The organism is Paraburkholderia sp. CNPSo 3272 (genome assembly GCF_024206495.1).
Taxonomy (GTDB): domain Bacteria; phylum Pseudomonadota; class Gammaproteobacteria; order Burkholderiales; family Burkholderiaceae; genus Paraburkholderia.
In genome coordinates this window covers 30062-48281 of record NZ_JAMBPQ010000023.1, presented here as the reverse complement: position 1 = coordinate 48281, position 18220 = coordinate 30062, and the positions used below count along the sequence as shown (strand labels likewise).

Sequence of the window (18220 nt, the reverse complement as noted above, 5' to 3'; positions counted from 1 at the left end):
GCCGCTGCCTCACGCCGCGCCGATATGCGGCTGCAGCGCCTTCAGCCAGCACGCCACCACCGCCGCCCCGCCATCGGGCGTCCCGATCGCGCGCGCGCCGAGATAGCTTGCCCGGCCCGCGCGCGGCGTCATTTGCGCCGTGCTTTTCGCACCGGACTGCGCGGCGATCACCGCCTGCGCCCACGCCTCGCCCACGGGGAGCGCCGACTTCAAGGCGCTTTCCAGCGCATCGACGGCGGGTACGAGCGCATCGAGCATCGTGCGGTCGCCGGGCTTCGCGCCGCCCAGTTCGCCGATCGCCTCCGCCGCGCCGCGCATGGCGGCGGCCCAGTCCCGCGCGTCGGGCTGCGCTTTCCCGCCTAGCGTGCGCGAGGCGCGCAGCAGCGCCGTTGCGTAGAACGGCCCGGAACTGCCCGCTATCGCGCGGCGCAATGCCGTGCCGAGCGCAGCGAGCGCGCGGCCCGGCGAGCCGAGCGCGCCTTGCGGCACGGCGAGCATGGCCTGGGCGGCGCGCTGCATGCTCGCGCCCAGATCGCCGTCGCCGGCTCGGGAATCGAGGTCCGTGAACAGCGCTTCGTTCTCGATCAATGCGTGCGCAACGGCATCGAGCGCGGGCTTCAAACGCTGTGCCCACGCCACGCTCGCCGCGTCCGCAGGCTCAGGGTTCGCCTGCGCGGGCGTATCCGCTGCCGAATGCGCCGGCTCGATGCGGATTCGCCGGTTGACCGTGCCGACGCCGGGCCAAGCGCGCGCTTCGGTAGCGGCGTCGAGCAGCGCCAGCTTCGCATCGTCCAGCCGCAGCACGGAGATCGAACAGCCCGGCATGTCGAGCGCCGAGAGAAACGTGCCGGTCCACGCCCGCTCGACCGTCACATGACGCCGATTCAGGCCCTCGAATGCATCGCGCATGATGATCGCCAGTTCCATCGCGGGTGTCGCGCCCAGTCCGTTCACGAGCAGCGCCACACGCTCGCCGCCTTTCAACGCCAGGTCTTCGACGATGTTGGCGAGCAGCGTCTGAGTCAATTCGCCGGCCGCCATCGGCACCGTGCGCTCCACGCCTTTCTCGCCGTGGATGCCCATGCCGAGCTCGATTTCATCGTCGGCGAGGCGAAAGCCGGCTTGCTCCGCGCCCGGCAGCGTGCAGCCGTCGAGCGCCACGCCCATCGTGCCGAGATTTTCGGCCACGCCGCGCGCAATCGCGGCCACGAGGCCCAGCGCGTCGCCGCGCGCCGCCGCCGCGCCCGCGATCTTGTGCACGAGCACAGTCCCCGCAATGCCCCGCCGCTGATTGCGCTCCGTATGCCCGCGCAGCGACACGTCATCGGCCACGATGACGATTTCGACCGGAATGCCCTCGGCTCGCGCCAGTTCGGCCGCGAGGCCGAAATTGAGCCGGTCCCCCGTGTAGTTCTTCACGATGAGCAGCGCGCCGTTCGGACCCGCGCTCGCGCGAATCGCGGCCAGCACGGCGTCGGTGGAAGGCGACGTGAACACCTCGCCGCACACGGCGGCGGTGAGCATGCCTTGTCCGACATAACCGCCATGCGCGGGCTCGTGGCCGCTGCCGCCACCCGAAATCACGGCGACGGCGCGCTCGGCCGGGCTGGGCAGCGGATTGCGAACTAGCACGTTCTCGTCGCCGAGCACGGCGACATGCGGCGCGGTGCGCGCAATGCCCTCGAGCATTTCGCGCACGACTGACGACGGATCGTTGACGAGTTTCTTCATGAGAGTCCCTTGAACGGGTGACAGGGGAAAAAACGAGGGGCAGAAGCGAGGATAAAAACGGCGGACCGAGCGATCCCTTTACGCCACGAGCGTATTGAAACACGGGCGCCAAATGCGTTCAGGATGCGTGTCCCACGCGTAGCGCCAACATCCAGGTATCTAGGTAAAAACACCAATCAAAGAGGCACGCGTAATACCCGTTATTCAGACAGAAGCGACCGATCACGGCCTTGCCGTGCTTTCGCGGTCTGCATGCCTCGAACACATGGCCCCTCTGCCCGCCTGCCGCGCTGATGCCGGTGCCTTCACCAGTAACCTGCCCACTGCGGCCGAGCAACGCGGCGCGAGTGGCGATGTGCCCAATCGCGTTGCGTGGCGATGAACGTAGCTGAAATATCCGGAACCCCTCCACAGGCACCGTCCCGTGCGCCCGGCAAGGGCGTTGCCGTAGCGCTGGCCGTGGCGCTGATCGTATGCGTGGCAATCGGCGCGATACTGAGCGCGAACCTGTCGCGCGGCACGGCCGACTCGCGGCTTCGTCAGGAACTGAACATTACGTCGGAACTCGAAGCCCTGCTCACGCTGCATATCGCGGCGAATACGGACTTCCTCAAAGGCGTGGGCACGGCGGGCTATACGTCGCGCGCGTGGCCGATCAAGCGGGCCGCGGTCGTAGCCGGCATTTACGACCAGCTCGAGCAAGACTTTGCCGGCGCGCCGCGCAACGAGCGCACGATCCGCCAGTTGCGGCAGTTGAGCGCCCTCTGGCCCGAGCAGCTCGACGCGGCCGCGCGCAATATCGCGCTCGCAGACGCGGGCGCGAGGCTCGACCCCGCCCTGATGCAGCGCGCGAACGAAACGCTCAGCTCCATCATGTCGCTGCTCACCGAACTGCGCTCCGAGCAGCGCGAGCAGATCAAGGTCGTGCAGTTCGGCGCGCAGGCGCAGCTCGCGCGGCAAAAGATCTCGCTGATCGGCACCGCGACAGCCGGCGCATTGCTGCTGCTCTTCACGTTGTTTACGAGCCATCGCGCGGCGCTTTCGCGCAGCGCCGCGAAGATCGTCGCGCTCGAGGCGGAGCGGCGCTTTCGCGAGTACTTCGAGCAGCATCCGGTTGCGATGCTCATTTTCGATGTGCGCTCCTATGCGATCCTCACCGCCAACGCCGCGGCCCAGCGCCAATACGGTGCGAGCCTTCAGCAACTCAGGGGCATGTCGGTCGAGCAGCTTCGCCCGCAGGCCGAAACCGGTGCGTTCCGCCGCGACCTGCACGGCTACGTCAATTCCGGGGCGCAAAGCGGAGCAGGCGGCGTGCGCAGGCACGTGCGCATCAACGGAGAAGTGATCCACGTCGATATCGCGTGGCATTTGCTGGACTATGCGGGTCAGGACGCGTGCTTCATCACCGCGCACGACGTCACGGCCCACGAAGAGGCGAGAGAGCATTTGCGCATCCGCAGCCGGGCACTGGAGGCCTCGAGAAACGCCGTGATCATTTCGCAAAAGATCGACGGCGAGAGCATCATCACGTACGCCAACGCGGCGTTCGAGCGCATCACCGGCCGCCCCGTGGCTACGGCGAATGGCATGGGGCATTGGGACATGTTCGATTGCGATAAATCGTCCGCCGATGCCCATACCGTTCGCAGTGCCATGCAATCGGAGCGCGAAGGCGAAGGTCTGCTCAAATGCTGCCGGGCCGACGGCTCGCCCTACTGGATCGAGCTGCATGTCGCACCTGTGCTCGACGAGCGCAATCGTCCAACGCACTGCGTGACCGTGTTCAACGACGTTTCCGAGCGCATCCGTTATCAGGAGCAGTTGCGCCTGCAGGCCAACGAAGACTCGCTCACGCATCTGCCGAACCGGCTCGGCCTCAAGGCGCGATTGCGCGAACTGGTCAGAACGGCGCTCGACGCGCAGCAGAAGTTCGCGCTGGTGTTCATCGACCTCGACAATTTCAAGGAAGTCAACGACTCGCTCGGCCATACCGCGGGCGACGAGGTGCTGTGCGAAGTCGCGCGCCGCCTGTCCGCCAATATTGCTCCCGGCGAGATGGTGTCGCGCTATGCGGGCGACGAGTTCGTCGCCGTGCTGTATGGCCGGGGCAGCGTCGATCACTTCGTCGCCGCTGCGGCAAGAATGCAGGAATCCTTGACACATGGCCTGCTGATCGGCAACAAGGTCATCGTGCCGCTCGCCTGTGTCGGCCTCGCCGTGTTCCCCGATCATTCGAGCGATCCCGACTCGCTGCTCAAGTACGCCGACTCCGCCATGTACCGCGCCAAGTCGGCTGGGCCGGGCAGCATGCAGGTTTTCGACATGGCCATCGCCATGCAGAACCTTGAGCGGGCGAGCCTCGCGCAGGCGTTGCGGTTTGCCGTGGCGTCGCGCGCGTTTGCCGTTGCGTGGCAGCCGAGAGTCAATCCGATAACGGGCGAGACGATGGGTTTCGAGGCGCTCGTGCGCTGGCACGAAGCGGAGCGCGGCCAGGTGAGCCCGGCGCTGTTCGTGCCGCTCGCCGAGGAAAACGGGCTGATCGTGCAGATCGGCGAGTTCGTGTTCGATGCGGCCTGCCGCCAGGCCCGCGAGTGGGCGCGCGAGCACCCGGACATCGTCGTTTCGGTCAACGTTTCGCCGGTCCAGTTCGTGCGTGCGGATTTGCCCGCGATGATGGCCGAAACGCTCGCGCGCACCGGCGTGAGCCCGCGCAATATCGAACTGGAGATTACCGAAGGCGTGCTCATGGCGCCCCGTTCGCTCGCCACGCTGCGCGCCCTGCGCGAGATGGGGCTCTCGGTCGCCATCGACGACTTCGGCTCGGGCTACTCGAGTCTCGGCTACATTCGCAGTTTCATGCCAGATCGCCTCAAGCTCGACATGTCGTTCGTGAAGGGCATTGGCCATTCGCGCGCCGACGAGGTCATCGTGAAGGCCGTGCTCACGCTCGGCCATACGCTCGGCATGCGGGTGGTGGCCGAAGGCGTGGAAACGCTGCGGCAACTGGAATTCCTGATCGAGAACGGCTGCAACGAGGCGCAGGGCTACTGGTTCTCACGCCCTGTGGATGCCGCGAGCGCGCAGTCTTACCTGGAAGCGAGCCATGCGGCCAGCGTTCACCAGCGCTAACCTGCTCAGATGGCTCACTGAGCCGCGCGCCATTTTCTATGGCAGCCTGGCGGTCGCCTTCATCATGGCGTCGCTCTGCGCGACGGTGCTCTACGAGAGCCGCCACGACGCCCTGGAGCGCGCCAGGGAGAACTCGCGCAACGTCGCGCTCATTGCCGAACGCGATATCGAGCGCAACCTGGAGCTTTACGAACTCTCGCTGCAGGCGGTGGTCGACGGCATCGGCCGGCCCGACGTCATGGCACTGCCCACGCCGCTGCGCAGCGAGTTGCTGTTCGACCACGCCATTACCGCCAGATATCTGGGCTCGATACTCGTGCTCGACGAAGCGGGCAACGTCGTCATGAATTCGGCTACCGGCGCGCCGCTCAAGGCCAATTTCGCCGACCGCGACTACTTTACGGCGCAGCGCGACAATCCCCATGCCGGCCTCTACGTCAGTGCGCCCTACCATTCGCGCCTGCGCAACGGCGCGCCCAGCATTGCGCTGAGCCGCAGGCTTTCGCATCCCGACGGGTCGTTCGCCGGCATCGTCATGATCGCCATTAACCTCGAGTATTTTCACCAGCTGTTCGCCGGGCTCTCGCTCGGCCGCCACGGGGCGATTTCGCTGATCGCGCAGGACGGCACGATGATCATGCGCCAGCCCTACGATCCGGCCGTGGTCGGACGCAACATCCGCAACGCGAGTACCTTCCGCCACTTTCTGACTGCGCAGGAAGGCAGTTTTCCGGACACGTCGTCGATCGACGGCGTGCGCCGAATGTATTTTTTTCGCAATTTCCCGCGCCAGCCGCTCATCATCATGGTGGCGGAAGCCGAACCCGATATCTACGCCGCGTGGCGGCGGCGCGCGCTGACCATCGGCACGCTCATGGGCACCTTCGCCATCGGCTTCGTCGCCCTCTCGTTCGTGCTCGCTACGCAGTTGCGGCGCAGAATGCGCGCCGAGTCGGAACTGCAGCTGCTCGCGCGCACCGACAGCCTCACGGGGCTGAACAATCGCCGCACGCTCGGCGAAATCCTCGAACAGGAGTGGCGGCGCGCCAGGCGCGCGCGCAGCGTGTTCTCGCTGCTGTTCGTCGATATCGACCGCTTCAAGGCCTATAACGACCAGTACGGCCATCAGGCCGGCGACGACGCGCTCGCCGCCGTGGCGCGCTGCATCGGCGAAAACATCCGCCGGCCCGCCGACACCGCCGCCCGCTACGGCGGCGAAGAGTTCATCGTCGTGCTGCCCGATACGCTGCTGGAAGGCGCCTGCGCGATCGCCGAGAAGATCCGCCACGCGATCAGCGAACTCGCGATCGAGCATGCGGGCAGCGAGTACGGGCGCGTCACGGCGAGCATCGGCTCCGCGAGCTGGTCGCCGGACCAGGATGTCGATGTCACGCAGGTCATCAAGGCGGCGGATCAGGCGCTGTACGACGCGAAAGCGCGCGGGCGCAACCGAGTCGCCATGTGCGGCGCCTGACCCGCGCGGCTAAGGATTGGCGACGCTGTTAGAAGCCTCGCTCGCGTGATCGGGCCGCAGCGCGTCCTGCCCGCCTCCCAGCGCCACATAGAGCGAGGCGCCGTTTTGCAGCGCCGCCGCGCGTAGCTGGATCAGTTGCTGTTGCGCCGCGAACAGGCTGCGCTTCGCATCGACCACTTCCAGGTAGATGGAAATGCCGTTCTCGTAGCGCAGCTCCGCCGCTTCTGCCAGGCGCGACTCGGAGGCCACCGCGCGCTCCTGTGCCGCGATTTGCTCCTGCAGGCGCTGGCGCGCGATCAGCGCGTCGGAGACTTCGCGAAACGCCACTTGAACGGTTTTCTGGTAGTTCGCCACGAGTTCGGTCTGACGCGCTTCAGAGAGGCGCACTTGCGCGCTGCGTCGCCCCGCGTCGAAGATCGGCAGCGCGACGAACCCGGAGATGAGCCATGTCTGCTTGCCGGGCACGAACAGGTCGCTCAACTCGGGAGACACATAGCCGAAATTGCCCGTGAGCGAAACACGCGGGAAATAGTCCGCACGCGCGGCGCCGATATCGGCGTCGGCGGCTCGCAGCGACTGCTCGGCCGCGCGAATATCGGGGCGCAGCGCGAGCAGCGAAGAAGGCAGGCCCGCGTCGAGCGTGCCGAACTGGTCCGCGTCGGTGAGCGCGTGGCGTTGCGTCATGTCCGCGGCATCCGGCAAAGGACCGCCGATCAGGACCGCCAACTGATCGCGCTGCTGACCCGTCGTTCTTTGCAGCTCGGCAAGCTGCGTCTGCGCCTGCGTAACGAGAATGCGCGCCTGCTCGTAGTCCACGAGTGAGGTCGCGCCCGCTTCGAGGCGCAGCCGCGCGACCTCCAGCGCGTACTGGCGCGTTTCCAGCGTGTGCTGCGCGAGGTCGATGCCCTCGTTGCCAGAAAGGATCGCGTAGTACGTTGCCGCCACATTGCTGATGAGCGAGAGGCGAAACGCTTCGTTCGCCTCCATCGTCGCCAGATAGTTGCGCCGCGCCGACTCGCTCTGGTTCGCCACGCGCCCCCAGAAGTCGAGTTCGAACGACGTGACGGCCACCTGCACGCTGTATTGGTTGAAGTGAATCGACGTGTTGTTGTTGGGCAGTTCGGGCTCGACGGAGTTGAGCGGGGTTTTGGTGCGGGTTGCGTCCGCGCCCACTGCCACTTGTGGGAACTGCGCAGAGCGCTGCACGCGATAAAGCGCCTGAGCCTGTCCGATGCGCGCAACCGATGCCGCCAGATCGCGGTTATGCGCCAGCGCCATGGCGATCAGCTGCTTGAGCGCCGGGTCGCGAAAGAACGTCTCCCACGTCAGCTCCGAGGCGAGACGCTCGCCGCCCGCTGCGGCAATATCCGCACTCTCGTAGCTTTGCGCAATCGGCAAATCCGGCTGCTGGTAGCGGGGCGCGAAGTTGCACGACGCGAGCGTCAGACACGCGGTGGTCGCCGTCCACCTGGCAGTCTTAAGCATCGTGCGCTCCCGCGGGCCGCGCATCTTCTTCGTCATCGTCGCGCGTACGTTTGCGGCTCAACCATCGGCGCGCCACCACATAGAACACGGGCGTAAAGAAGATGCCGAACAGCGTGGCCGTGAGCATGCTGCCCATGATGCCCGTGCCCACCGCCTGCCTGCCCGCCGCGCCCGCGCCGGTGGCGAGCACGAGCGGCAGCATGCCTAGCACGAAGGTCACGCTCGTCATCAGGATCGGCCGCAGGCGCTGACGCGCGCCGTCCACGGCCGCGCTCACCGTATCGCTGCCCGCTGCCTCCTCCTTGATCGCGAATTCCACGATCAGAATGGCGTTTTTCGCCGCGAGCCCGATGATGGTCACGAGGCCGATATTGAAGTAGATGTCGGCGGAAAAACGCCGCGCCATGGTGAAGAGAACCGCGCCCAGGACGCCCAGCGGAATGATGAGCAGCACGGCAACGGGAATCGCCCAGCTCTCGTAGAGCGCGGCGAGCAGCAGAAACACCACGACGAGCGAAAGCAGCAGCAGCGCGCCGATCTGCCCAGCCGCCTGCTGTTCCTCGAACGCCGTGCCGGTCCATTCGTAGGTCAGGCTGCCGGTAAGAACGTGCTCAGCAATGCGCTCCATCTCCGCGAGCGCCGCGCCGCTCGAACGGCCCGGCGCCGCCTGCCCCGAAATCGTGGCCGAGGGAAAGCCGTTGTAGCGTTCGACCTGCTGCGGCCCCGCGCTCCAATGCACGCTCGTGAACGCCGAGAACGGCACCATTTCGCCCACGTTGTTGCGCAGCCGTAGTGCGCCGATATCCTCCGGACGCATGCGCTGGTCGGCGTCGGCCTGCATGAGCACGCGCAGCACGTTCCCCTCGTAGACGAAATCGTTCACGTAGTTCGAGCCGAATGCGAGCGCGAGCGCGCTGTTCACCTGACCGATCTGCAGCCCCAGCGCGCGCGCCTTCACACGGTCGATATCGACATAGAGCTGCGGTGCGGGCGGCAAACCGTCGGGACGCACGCCCACCAGCAAGGGGCTGCGCGCCGCCTCCGCCAGCATGCGCGCGCTCGCCTGCTGCAGCGCCGCGCCGCCCACGCCGCTGCGGTCGAGTATCTTCATCGTGAAGCCGCTCGCGTTGCCGAGCGCGGGAATGGCCGGCGGATCGAGCGCGAAGACGAGCGCTTGAGGGATATTGCGGAACGCCGCGTTAGCGCGCGCGACCAGCGCCCCCGCCGAATTGTCCGCGCCAGGCCGCTCCGACCACGGCTTCAGATCGACGAACGACATTGCCGCCGACTGCCCCTGGCCGAAGAAGCTGAATCCCGTGACGGACGCGATATTGCGCACCTGCGGCTGCTGCCTGAGAAAAGCCTCGACCTGATCGACGACCTGTTGCGTGCGCTGCGCCGTCGCGCCGGGCGCCGCCGTATATGCAACAAAAATGTGTCCCTGGTCCTCGCCCGGAATGAAGCCGCGCGGCAACTGGGTGAAGAGGAAGCCGGTCGCCGCGCACACCGCGACGAACAGGAGGAGCCAACGCACCGGCTTGCGCAGCATGGCCTGCACGGCCAGCACGTAGCGCTCGGTAGCGTTCTGCATGCCGCGGTTGAAGGCATCGAACACGCGCTGCTGCACGCGGGCCGGCCAGTGCGTGGCAGCCGGCTTGCCGGTGCCGCCAGCGGTCTTCGTCCTGCTGCCCAGCAGCGTTGCCGACATGGCCACGCCCAGCGTCAGCGCGAGCAAGGTCGACAGAAAGATCGAGACGGTGAGCGTGACGGAGAACTGGCGATAGATCGCGCCCGTCGAGCCCGGAAAGAACGCCATGGGAACGAACACCGCAATGAGCACGAGTGTGCTCGCAATGGCGGCGCCCGCAATCTGCCCAACGGCCTTGACGGTCGCTCGCCGCGAACTCAAACCCTCCTCCTGGATCACGCGCTCGACGCTTTCCACTACCACGATCGCGTCGTCGTTGAGAATGCCGATCGCTACGACCATGGCGAACAGCGAAAGCAGATTGATGGAGAGTCCGAACAAAAAAATGCCGACGCACGTGCCGATCAGCGCAATCGGGACGACCAGCGTGGGAATGAGCGTCGCGCGCCACTTCTGCAGGAACAGGAACACGATGACCGTCACGAGCAGCAACGCCTCGACCATCGTGCGCAGCACGCCGCTCAGCGAGGTCGTGATGAACGGCGTCGTATCGAACGGCACGACCCACGCCACGCCCTTCGGGAAAGTGGGCTGCAGTTGTGCGAGACGCTGCCGCACAGCGCTCGCCACGGCCAGCGCATTTGCGCCGCTCGCGAGCTGGACGGCGATGCCGGCGGACTCCCTGCCGTTCACGCGAAAGCGAAAGCCATAGCTGTCGTTGCCCAGCTCCACGCGAGCGACGTCGCCCACACGGACCGTCGAGCCATCCGGGTTCGAGCGCACGATCACCTCGCGGAACTGCTCGGGCGTCGAAAAGCGGCCCCGCATGACGATCTGCGCATTGAGTTCGGCGCCCGGCGCAATGGGCTGGTCGCCGAGGCTGCCTCCCGCAGTCTGGGTGTTCTGCTCCTGAATGGCCGTCATCACTTCGCTGGCCGAAATACCGAAGCTGCCCAGCTTTTCCGGATCGATCCATATCCGCATGGCATACGACGAACCGAACAGCTGGGCGTCGCCGACGCCGGGGATGCGGCGCAATTCGTTGACGATGTTATTGGCGCCAAAGTTGCCCAGCTCGACGGCCGGGATCGACCCATCGGCGGACTGTAGCGCAACGAGCATCAGAAAGCCCGACGACGCTTTCGTGACGCTCACGCCAACCTGCCTCACCTCCAGCGGCAGTCGGGGCTCGACGCGGCTCAAGCGGTCCTGGACCTGCGAGAGCGCGACGTCGAGATTCGTGCCGGGCCTGAGCGTGACAGTGATCTGCGCCGTGCCGTTCGAGCGGCTCTGCGACGACATGTAGAGGAAATTGTCGACGCCGTTCATCTCGTCTTCGATGATCGACGTGACCGTGCGGTCCAGCGTGTTTGCGTCGGCGCCGCTGTAGACCGCCGAAATCGTGAGCGAGGGTGGCGCGACGTCGGGGTACTGTTCGACCGGCAGCAGCATGAGCGCGAGGGCGCCGAAGAGCGTGACGAAGAGCGCAACGACCCACGCGAAGACCGGCCGGTAGACGAAGAATCGGTTCATGGGGCGCGCCGCTCAGGAATGGGCCGGCGCAGCGAAGGGATGGGCGTCCACGCGCTGCCCCGGCTGCACCCTTTGCCAGCCGTCGACGATGACGCGCTCGCCCGGCTCCAGCCCATCCTTCACGACCCATTGCCCCGCTTCCTGCGGGCCGAGCACCACATTGCGGCGCACGACGGTGCCGTCGTCGGCGACGAGCGAGAGGTTCGCCCCGTTGCTGTCGAACTGCACGGCGCGCGCGGGGACGACGAGGCCGTTCGGTATCGTGCCGATCACGACGCGCCCGCGCACGAACTGCCCCGGCAACAAGATGCGCGATGCATTGTTGAAGCGCGCGCGCAGCACCTGCGTTCCGGTGGAAGGATCGACGACGAGATCGGTGAAGTCGAGCACGCCCGGCTCGCTATAGTCGTCGCCGTTCGCGAGCGTGAGCCAGACTTGCGCGCGATCCGCGGCCGGCGCCGCGAGCGTGCCCGACGCGATCTGTTTGCGTACTTCCAGCAACGAAATATTCGACTGCGTAAAAACGGCATTCACAGGCGTTAGCTGGTTGACCTGGGTGAGCAGCGTCGCGCCGGCCGCACTGACCAGCGCGCCTTCGGTGACGAGCGCGCGCCCCACACGGCCCGCTATCGGCGCGCGAACGGTGCATCGATCGAGGCGAAGCTGCGCGAGCGTCGCCGCGGCGCGTGCGTCCGCAACGTTCGCGTCGGCCTGCTGCAGGGCGGCCGTCGCGGCCTCGAATTCCTGGGCGCTCACGACCTGACGCGCCACCAGCGGCTTGAAGCGCGCTACCTCGGAGGCCGCATTGCCCTGCACGGCCCGGGCCCGGTTGAGCGCGGCCTGGGCCTGCTGCAACGCGGCCTCGTAGTCGCGCGAATCGATCAGAAAGAGCGGCGCGCCGGCGCGCACGTCGGTGCCCTCCTCGAAGAGCCGCCGCTCGACGATCCCGTCCACGCGGGCGCGCACCTCCGCCGAGCGGATCGCTTCGATACGCCCCGGCAGTTCGATCTCGCGGGGAATGGATTGGGCCGCAACCGTTACGACCATCACGCTCGGCGGCGGTGGCGCCGCGCCGCTCTGGGCTTGCCGGTCGCGGCATCCGTTGCCCGCCAGCAGCAACATCGCCGCAACGCCGATCAGCCACGGTCTACAGCGTCTGGGTTCGCAGTTTGGCACGCGAGGCTCCACCGAAAAATAGAGACGGTACGCGCGCGCCCCGAACGGATCATTGCGCAGTACTCGACCGGATCATTGCGATGTTCACTCAAACTGCAAATCAGAGCCCCCGATGTGCGCAATTCGCGAATGCTCAAGCGCGCGAGAAATGCAACGTTTCGATCGTTATCTAACAAGCAGCGCTTTCATGCATTCACAGGAATTACGCAAAACCGCCGCAAAATCAACCACTCGTAAATTACTTGAAGTCGGAATTCCGTTTACTACTATGGATAGACGCTTCACACCCTTATTCACACCGCTAGATTCGTTCGTTTTCCAGCCTTTGCCCATCCGCTTTTAAGGGCACGTTCGCACAACTGGATATCACGGCTTTCGGGATGTTCTATAACCGAAGAAGCCATAGTCATGGCGACGTCAATCATCTTCTTGCCTCCGGAGATCGAATCATGAAAAGCCAACTCGTCCTCTCAGTCATCGCTGCGCTCCTCCTCGGTGTTGCCTCTTCCGCAATGGCGCAAGACGCAGCATCGGGTGCAGACCAAAGCCAGGGGACAGGTCGCCAGCAGGTCATGCCGACCATGCCGCATCGCGACTGGCATGAGGGCCAACAGGTTCCCTCGAAGTATCGGCATTACAACTACCAGATGAAAGACTGGAAGTCGCATAACCTGGACGCACCGAAGCGCGGCCAGCAATGGCTTGGCGTGAACGGCGACTACGTGCTGGTGACGAGAAGCAACTGGAGGATCTCGAAGATCGTTTCGGGTACTGAATGACCGGATGACGCGACGGGCTACGTTGCCGTAGCCCGCGCTTGCTGCATGATTCAGGCATGGGCGGTTGCCATGCCTGCTGCCCTTCTCATTCGACGAGCCGCGCGCGCAGGCGCTTGTACTCGTCGTCGGTAATCGAGCCTGTCGTTTTCAGCTTGTCGAGCTTCTCGATTTCGTCCGCGACACTGTAGCCCACTATGTGGCGCAGTTCTTCGCGCGCCTTCTGCGCCCGTTCCTGGTTGCGATGCGCCATGTCTCTGCCTTGCGTGAGGACATAGGCAAATATGCCGATATAGGGCAAAACAATCAGAAAGATCACCCAGACGATCTTCAGGAAGCCCGATATATCGGTTCGACGGAACAGGTCGCTCGTGATCGTGATGAACAGCCAGAACCACAGAATGAACATGAATATCGAAAACGTATCGATAATAAAGTTCGAAAACGTAAAGCCATTTGCGAAGATCATGAATCGCCTCCGTCGGTTTTGCGTGTGTAAAACGGCAACCGCACACTGACACGGGCATCGATGGCGATACCGTGTGCGCGCGAAACGTGATGCGCGGCCGTGACGCGGCCGCCGACTGCGCTTTCGTCAGGTCAGATCAGGTCGCGCCTGCGCTCCCGGCCGCCAAACGGCACCACGGCCATGGAAATGAGATCCAGCCCGAGGAACAATCCGAGCAAGGGCAACGGCACGCTCGGGAAATTGGCGGCCAGAAAAATGGCGAGCAGGAAAGACAGCGCCGCACTGACAATGCCGATATTGTTGATCTTCACGTCCTGCCCGACGGAAGCAATGATCTTGAAGAAGCCGTCGAGCACGAAAAAGATCATCAGCATCACGGTAAGCCCGCGAGCCCGTGCGCTGTCATTGACCAGAATGAGAATGCCGATGAGTATGGGCACGATGACCGGCGGAATGCGCCTGATTGCGAGTTTCCAGTCCTTCGTCGTGAACAGATTCAAGGCATGCACGAAGCCGCAGAACAGCAGCATCCTTGCGATGAAAAGCGTTCCGATCAGGGACCTTGTCGAGAGTGACAAGACGATGCAGAAAATTCCCGCCGCGACGAGAAGCGTTGAACTGGCAATCGGAAAAATAGCACGCTTTTTCATATTCGAATGTAACTGCGTCAATACGGTTACATAGCTCGGCATATCTGACTTGCGCGTATTCTTGCCGAATTATAGGCTTAAGCGAAATTAAGCGTTCTACTATCAGCCGTCGAAGTATAGTGCGTGAGTGTGCAAATACAAGGGCGCGATTGCACCGTGAGCCTCGAACGCAGCCACACCTTCTCGTTCAGTCCCAACGGCGAGCACTTCCTGCTCGACGGCGAACCCTTGCAGATTCGCAGCGGCGAGATGCATCCCGCGCGCATACCACGCGAGTACTGGCTGCATCGCATTCGCATGGCCAAAGCGATGGGCATGAACTGCATTGCGCTGTACATCATGTGGAACTACCACGAGACGCGCAGGGGCGTGTTCGACTTCGAAAGCGGCAACCGCGATCTCGAAGCCTTTATCCGTCTGTGTCAGCAAGAAGCGCTGTGGGTGCTGCTGCGTCCGGGCCCTTACGTTTGCGCCGAGTGGGACCTGGGAGGCCTTCCCGCTTACCTGCTGAGCGAACCGGACATCCAGCTTCGCACCGACTCCGCCAGCGATGCCCGTTACATGGCTGCGGTTGCGCGCTACATCGGCGAACTGGTTCCCCGCATCAAACCGTTGATGATCGATGCAGGCGGCCCGATCCTGATGATCCAGATAGAGAATGAATTCGGTTCGTACGCAAGCAATCCCGCATACCTCGAAGAACTGAGGCAGCTTTGGCTACGGGGCGGCATAACGGGGCCTTTCTACACCGAGGACGGTCTCGCGCAACTCGAACGCAACCGCACGACGGTGACGGGTGGCGCCATCGCGCTGAGCAACGGCAACGCGGCGCAAATCGCCACGGTGCGGCGCGCGTTTCCTGCCGTGCCCGCGATGGCGGGCGAGGTCTACCCAGGGTGGCTGACGCATTGGGGGGAGCCTGAATTCGCGGGACTCCATTACGATCTTTCCGCCATCTTGACAGCATTCATGCAGTCACAATTGTCGTTCAACCTCTATGTCATTCACGGCGGAACGAGCTTTGGCTTTTATGCCGGCGCGAATACGGACGGGTCGGGCAACTATCAACCCGATATCACGAGCTACGACTATGGCGCGCCAATTAACGAGCAAGGGGCGCCCACGGCGAAATACAGGAAGTATCGCGACCTCATCGCGGGCTATCTGGCGGAGCCGTTGCCGGACATTCCCGACGCCATTCCCACACTGGCGGGCCGCACCCTGACGCCGACTCTCCACGCCTCGCTCTGGGACAACCTGCCTGCGCCCCTGCCGTGCGACTCGAGCGTCGCTCCGGAGCCGTTCGAGCACTACGGCCAGACATCCGGCTTCATGCTGTATCGCAAACAGTTGCGGGCACAACCGCATCCGGTTGGCGCGCTGGATATCAGTGGCGTTCACGACTATGCAGCGGTTTTTGTCGGCGAGCGCTATGCGGGCAGCGTTTCGCGCGCGCGGATTCCGCACGACTATGCACAGCGGTTACGCGTGACGTATCGCGCGCCGCTCGCGTTGCCCGCCGCCGTGTCCGGCGCGCTGGAGATCCTGGTGGAGGCCATGGGCCGCGTCAACTTCGGGCCTGCGATCGTCGACCGCAAAGGGCTGTTTGAGCCCGTGAAAATGCAATACGCCGACGGGTCCGTTGCCTCAATCGAGGAATGGGAAGTCTTTTTATTGCCGATGGATGAGGCGTACATCGCCGGGTTGCAGGAACGCTGCACGAATCCGCTGAAACCGGGGCTCTTTTTCAAGGCGCACCTGGTTCTCGATGAAGTCGGCGACACCTGGTTCGATATGAGCCACTGGACCAAGGGCGTGGTGTGGGTCAACGGGCACAATCTCGGGCGCTACTGGAGTATCGGCCCCCAACAGCGCTTGTATTGCCCCGCGCCGTGGCTCACGCAGGGTGAGAACGAAGTGCTGATCTTCGACCTGCACCAGACCGAATCGAAACCGGTGCATCTGGCGAATGCGTTGTACTAGCCCCCCTCGGCCGGCAGCAGTTCCAGCGTGAGCACTTCGAATGGCGCGAGCTGGATTTCGCACGGCACGTCCGCGTCCAGCATTGCGGGTATGCCGGGCGCGCCCGCGCGCCAGAGACTGCGCGCGTGGAATCGTCTCACCGCCCAATCCGGCAGTTCGAGTTGATATCGCAGCGCCAGTGCAAAACGCTGCGCCCGATCGTGCGGATTGCGCAGCGTCACGATGGCCTTGTGCGGCGCCCACGCGGCCCAGCCGTAGATGGCCGCTTCGTCGGGCGCGCCGCCGATCCAATGGCTGTCGCGCAATACGCCGCCGTTCGCGCGCGCCCATCGGGCCGCTTGCGCGATCACGTTCCAGTCGTCTTCGCCCAGCAGCGATGGCGTAATGTACAGTTCCTGCAACTGCGTACCGCTCGCGAAGAAGGACCGCACCTCGTGCGCGAATGCATCGCCTGCCGGCGCATTCAGGCGTGGATTGCACTGTGCCAGCACAATGCCGTGCAACATCAGGGAATTGAGCGGAAAGAGCGGGCTGCGCAGCACGACGTTGCGGTACGTCTGCGCGTCGCGATACGTGATCCAGCGCTCGCGGCTCGTGCCGCTGCCCGCCTGACCGTCATCGCTGCCGCCGCGCCAGATCGCGTCGACGTAGCGCAGCCAGAACGGCGAGGGATGCGTGCCCGTCGATAGATTGATGAAGGTTTGCGGTTTCGCCGCGCGAATCTCGGCGATGAGCTGGATCGCCGCGCCCCAGTCGCTATCGAAAAGGCTGCCTGGAAATACACGGTCCGCGTTGCCCGTCCCGTCGAACTTGAACTGGTTCACGCCGTCTCTCGCGAGCAGGCTCATCACGACTTCGTGAAAACGCTCGTAATAGCGCGGGCCCGACAACGCAAAGCCATTGTCGATGACTTCATAGCCCGCGGCGCGGCCGTGCGTGACGCGTTCGTCCTTCGGCCCGCAATAGCCGCCCCAGGGAGACAGCCAGACGCCGGGCGCGCCGCCATAGCGTGCCGCCGCGTCGCGCAGCGGCACGAAGCCATGAGCAAACGCCTGGCTGAAATGCCAGCCGCCGCCAAGGTCGTCCCAGCCATCGTCGAACAGAAACGAGTCGATCTGCACGCCGCGCGCGGTATGTAATTCGCGGCCGATTGTTTCGATGCGCTCCAGCGCCTGGTCCTGCGTATAAGGCGTGAGGTAACCGATATCCCACCAGCTGTTGTAGTGCAGAAACGGACGATATGGGCGAGCGCGCTCCTGCTCGAGAGAGACGGCGAAATCGCGCCGCAACTGACCGTCGCGAGCCACGCCCGCCACGGCGGAGTAAGTCAGCGTCCGGCTCTTTTGCAGCGGCAACGTGCGTTGCAGCGTAAAGCAGACGCTATCTGCTCGCACGTGGCTGGTTGCAAGCGGCAACTCGAAGCCCAGGTAGAAGTTGCCCGCGACGACCGGCGCGCCCTTGCGTTCGCTGCCGGTCTGCGCGTCGGCAGCGCACGCCTGCAGCAATGAAACGACGGCGATAGCTTCGTCCTGGCGCAGGGCCGTCACGTTCAGCGTCATGCGCAGATATCGCGCGCCGTCGCGCTGCTCTACGCTCCATTGAATCGCGAGACGCCCCTGGGCGTCGCCCAGCGTGATGCTCACGCGCCGGCCCGCGACGCGATCGGCCAGGCGCGATGCCTGGGGCGTGGCCGCGAGTGCGTCTTCCCTTACCGGTGCAAGCACCCGCATAGCGGCGGGGCCAAGCGTGGTGCCATCCGCGAACGTCAGCGCGAACGGCGTGACGATGGGCAACTCGCATGCCCCCGCCCAATCGAGCAGCGAGAAACGAGTGAGGTGTTCGTCCTCGAGTTCCCAACGCAATGCCACGGCCTGGTTCCCGAACGAGCAGACATCGCCCTGTGTCCGGAATACAGGCATGGAGGCTTGCGTAGAAGTTCGGTCATCGGCACGCATGGGCAACCTGTCTCGAGCGCGAGCAGCGTCTACAGGGTATAGCAATGGCACGAGCCTGTAATGGCCCTAAAGCGGCATGCCCACGCGAGCGGCCATTCCCGGCCGCACGATTGCCTTATGGGAACCTTAAGGCCGTCATTTTTGGCGCGGCTTTACCAGTGGTTACACGATTGACAAATCTGCGCATCCCGTCCGTAAGCTCAGCGACTAG

The 18220-nt window shown here is 64.6% G+C and carries 11 protein-coding genes; 4 read left to right on the top strand and 7 right to left on the bottom strand.

Going from position 1 to position 18220, the window contains the following annotated elements:
* Nucleotides 1-9: 9 nt before the first annotated feature.
* Entirely contained in the window at nucleotides 10-1731 is a 1722-nt protein-coding gene (locus M3I53_RS24740) for a dihydroxyacetone kinase family protein (RefSeq protein WP_254318475.1), read from the bottom strand.
* A 378-nt stretch (nucleotides 1732-2109) separates the two neighbouring features.
* Between M3I53_RS24740 and M3I53_RS24735 the strand changes: the two genes are divergently transcribed.
* Nucleotides 2110-4860 carry a bifunctional diguanylate cyclase/phosphodiesterase gene (locus tag M3I53_RS24735; protein WP_254318474.1) on the top strand — a complete coding sequence of 917 codons (2751 nt, stop codon included), beginning with the start codon at nucleotides 2110-2112 and terminating at the stop codon, nucleotides 4858-4860.
* A gap of 64 nt (nucleotides 4861-4924) precedes the next feature.
* Nucleotides 4925-6334 carry a diguanylate cyclase gene (locus M3I53_RS24730; protein ID WP_375542576.1) on the top strand — a complete coding sequence of 470 codons (1410 nt, stop codon included), beginning with the start codon at nucleotides 4925-4927 and terminating at the stop codon, nucleotides 6332-6334.
* Nucleotides 6335-6343: 9 nt separating this feature from the next.
* On the opposite strand, the gene M3I53_RS24725 is transcribed toward M3I53_RS24730, so the two are convergent.
* From M3I53_RS24725 to M3I53_RS24715, 3 genes are read right to left on the bottom strand one after another with little or no spacing between them, the layout of a single operon-like run.
* Nucleotides 6344-7819: an efflux transporter outer membrane subunit gene (locus tag M3I53_RS24725; protein WP_254318472.1), complete on the bottom strand. Its 1476-nt coding sequence runs from the start codon at nucleotides 7817-7819 to the stop codon at nucleotides 6344-6346.
* Nucleotides 7812-11000 carry a multidrug efflux RND transporter permease subunit gene (locus M3I53_RS24720; protein WP_254318471.1) on the bottom strand — a complete coding sequence of 1063 codons (3189 nt, stop codon included), beginning with the start codon at nucleotides 10998-11000 and terminating at the stop codon, nucleotides 7812-7814. Before M3I53_RS24720 ends, M3I53_RS24725 begins: the two co-directional genes overlap by 8 nt.
* Nucleotides 11001-11012: 12 nt before the next feature.
* Nucleotides 11013-12176, bottom strand: coding sequence for an efflux RND transporter periplasmic adaptor subunit (locus tag M3I53_RS24715; protein WP_254318470.1), 1164 nt, complete (start codon nucleotides 12174-12176; stop codon nucleotides 11013-11015).
* Between the two features lie 449 nt (nucleotides 12177-12625).
* Here M3I53_RS24715 and M3I53_RS24710 point away from each other — a divergent pair, with 449 nt between their 5' ends.
* Nucleotides 12626-12955: an RcnB family protein gene (locus tag M3I53_RS24710; RefSeq protein WP_069262335.1), complete on the top strand. Its 330-nt coding sequence runs from the start codon at nucleotides 12626-12628 to the stop codon at nucleotides 12953-12955.
* Nucleotides 12956-13040: 85 nt separating this feature from the next.
* Here M3I53_RS24710 and M3I53_RS24705 read toward each other — a convergent pair whose 3' ends face one another.
* Nucleotides 13041-13421 (bottom strand): SHOCT domain-containing protein, encoded by a 381-nt coding sequence (locus M3I53_RS24705; RefSeq protein ID WP_069262336.1) that lies wholly within the window; start codon nucleotides 13419-13421, stop codon nucleotides 13041-13043.
* A gap of 131 nt (nucleotides 13422-13552) precedes the next feature.
* The gene (locus M3I53_RS24700; RefSeq protein ID WP_254318469.1) at nucleotides 13553-14071 is read right to left on the bottom strand and encodes a DUF308 domain-containing protein; all 519 of its coding nucleotides are present in this window, start codon (nucleotides 14069-14071) and stop codon (nucleotides 13553-13555) included.
* Nucleotides 14072-14227: 156 nt separating this feature from the next.
* Between M3I53_RS24700 and M3I53_RS24695 the strand changes: the two genes are divergently transcribed.
* Nucleotides 14228-16054 carry a beta-galactosidase gene (locus tag M3I53_RS24695; protein ID WP_254318468.1) on the top strand — a complete coding sequence of 609 codons (1827 nt, stop codon included), beginning with the start codon at nucleotides 14228-14230 and terminating at the stop codon, nucleotides 16052-16054.
* Here the strand turns inward: M3I53_RS24695 and M3I53_RS24690 are convergent.
* A complete protein-coding gene (locus M3I53_RS24690) occupies nucleotides 16051-17973 on the bottom strand; it encodes an enterotoxin (protein ID WP_254318467.1) in 1923 nt (640 codons plus the stop codon). The genes M3I53_RS24695 and M3I53_RS24690 overlap by 4 nt on opposite strands.
* Nucleotides 17974-18220 lie beyond the last annotated feature (247 nt).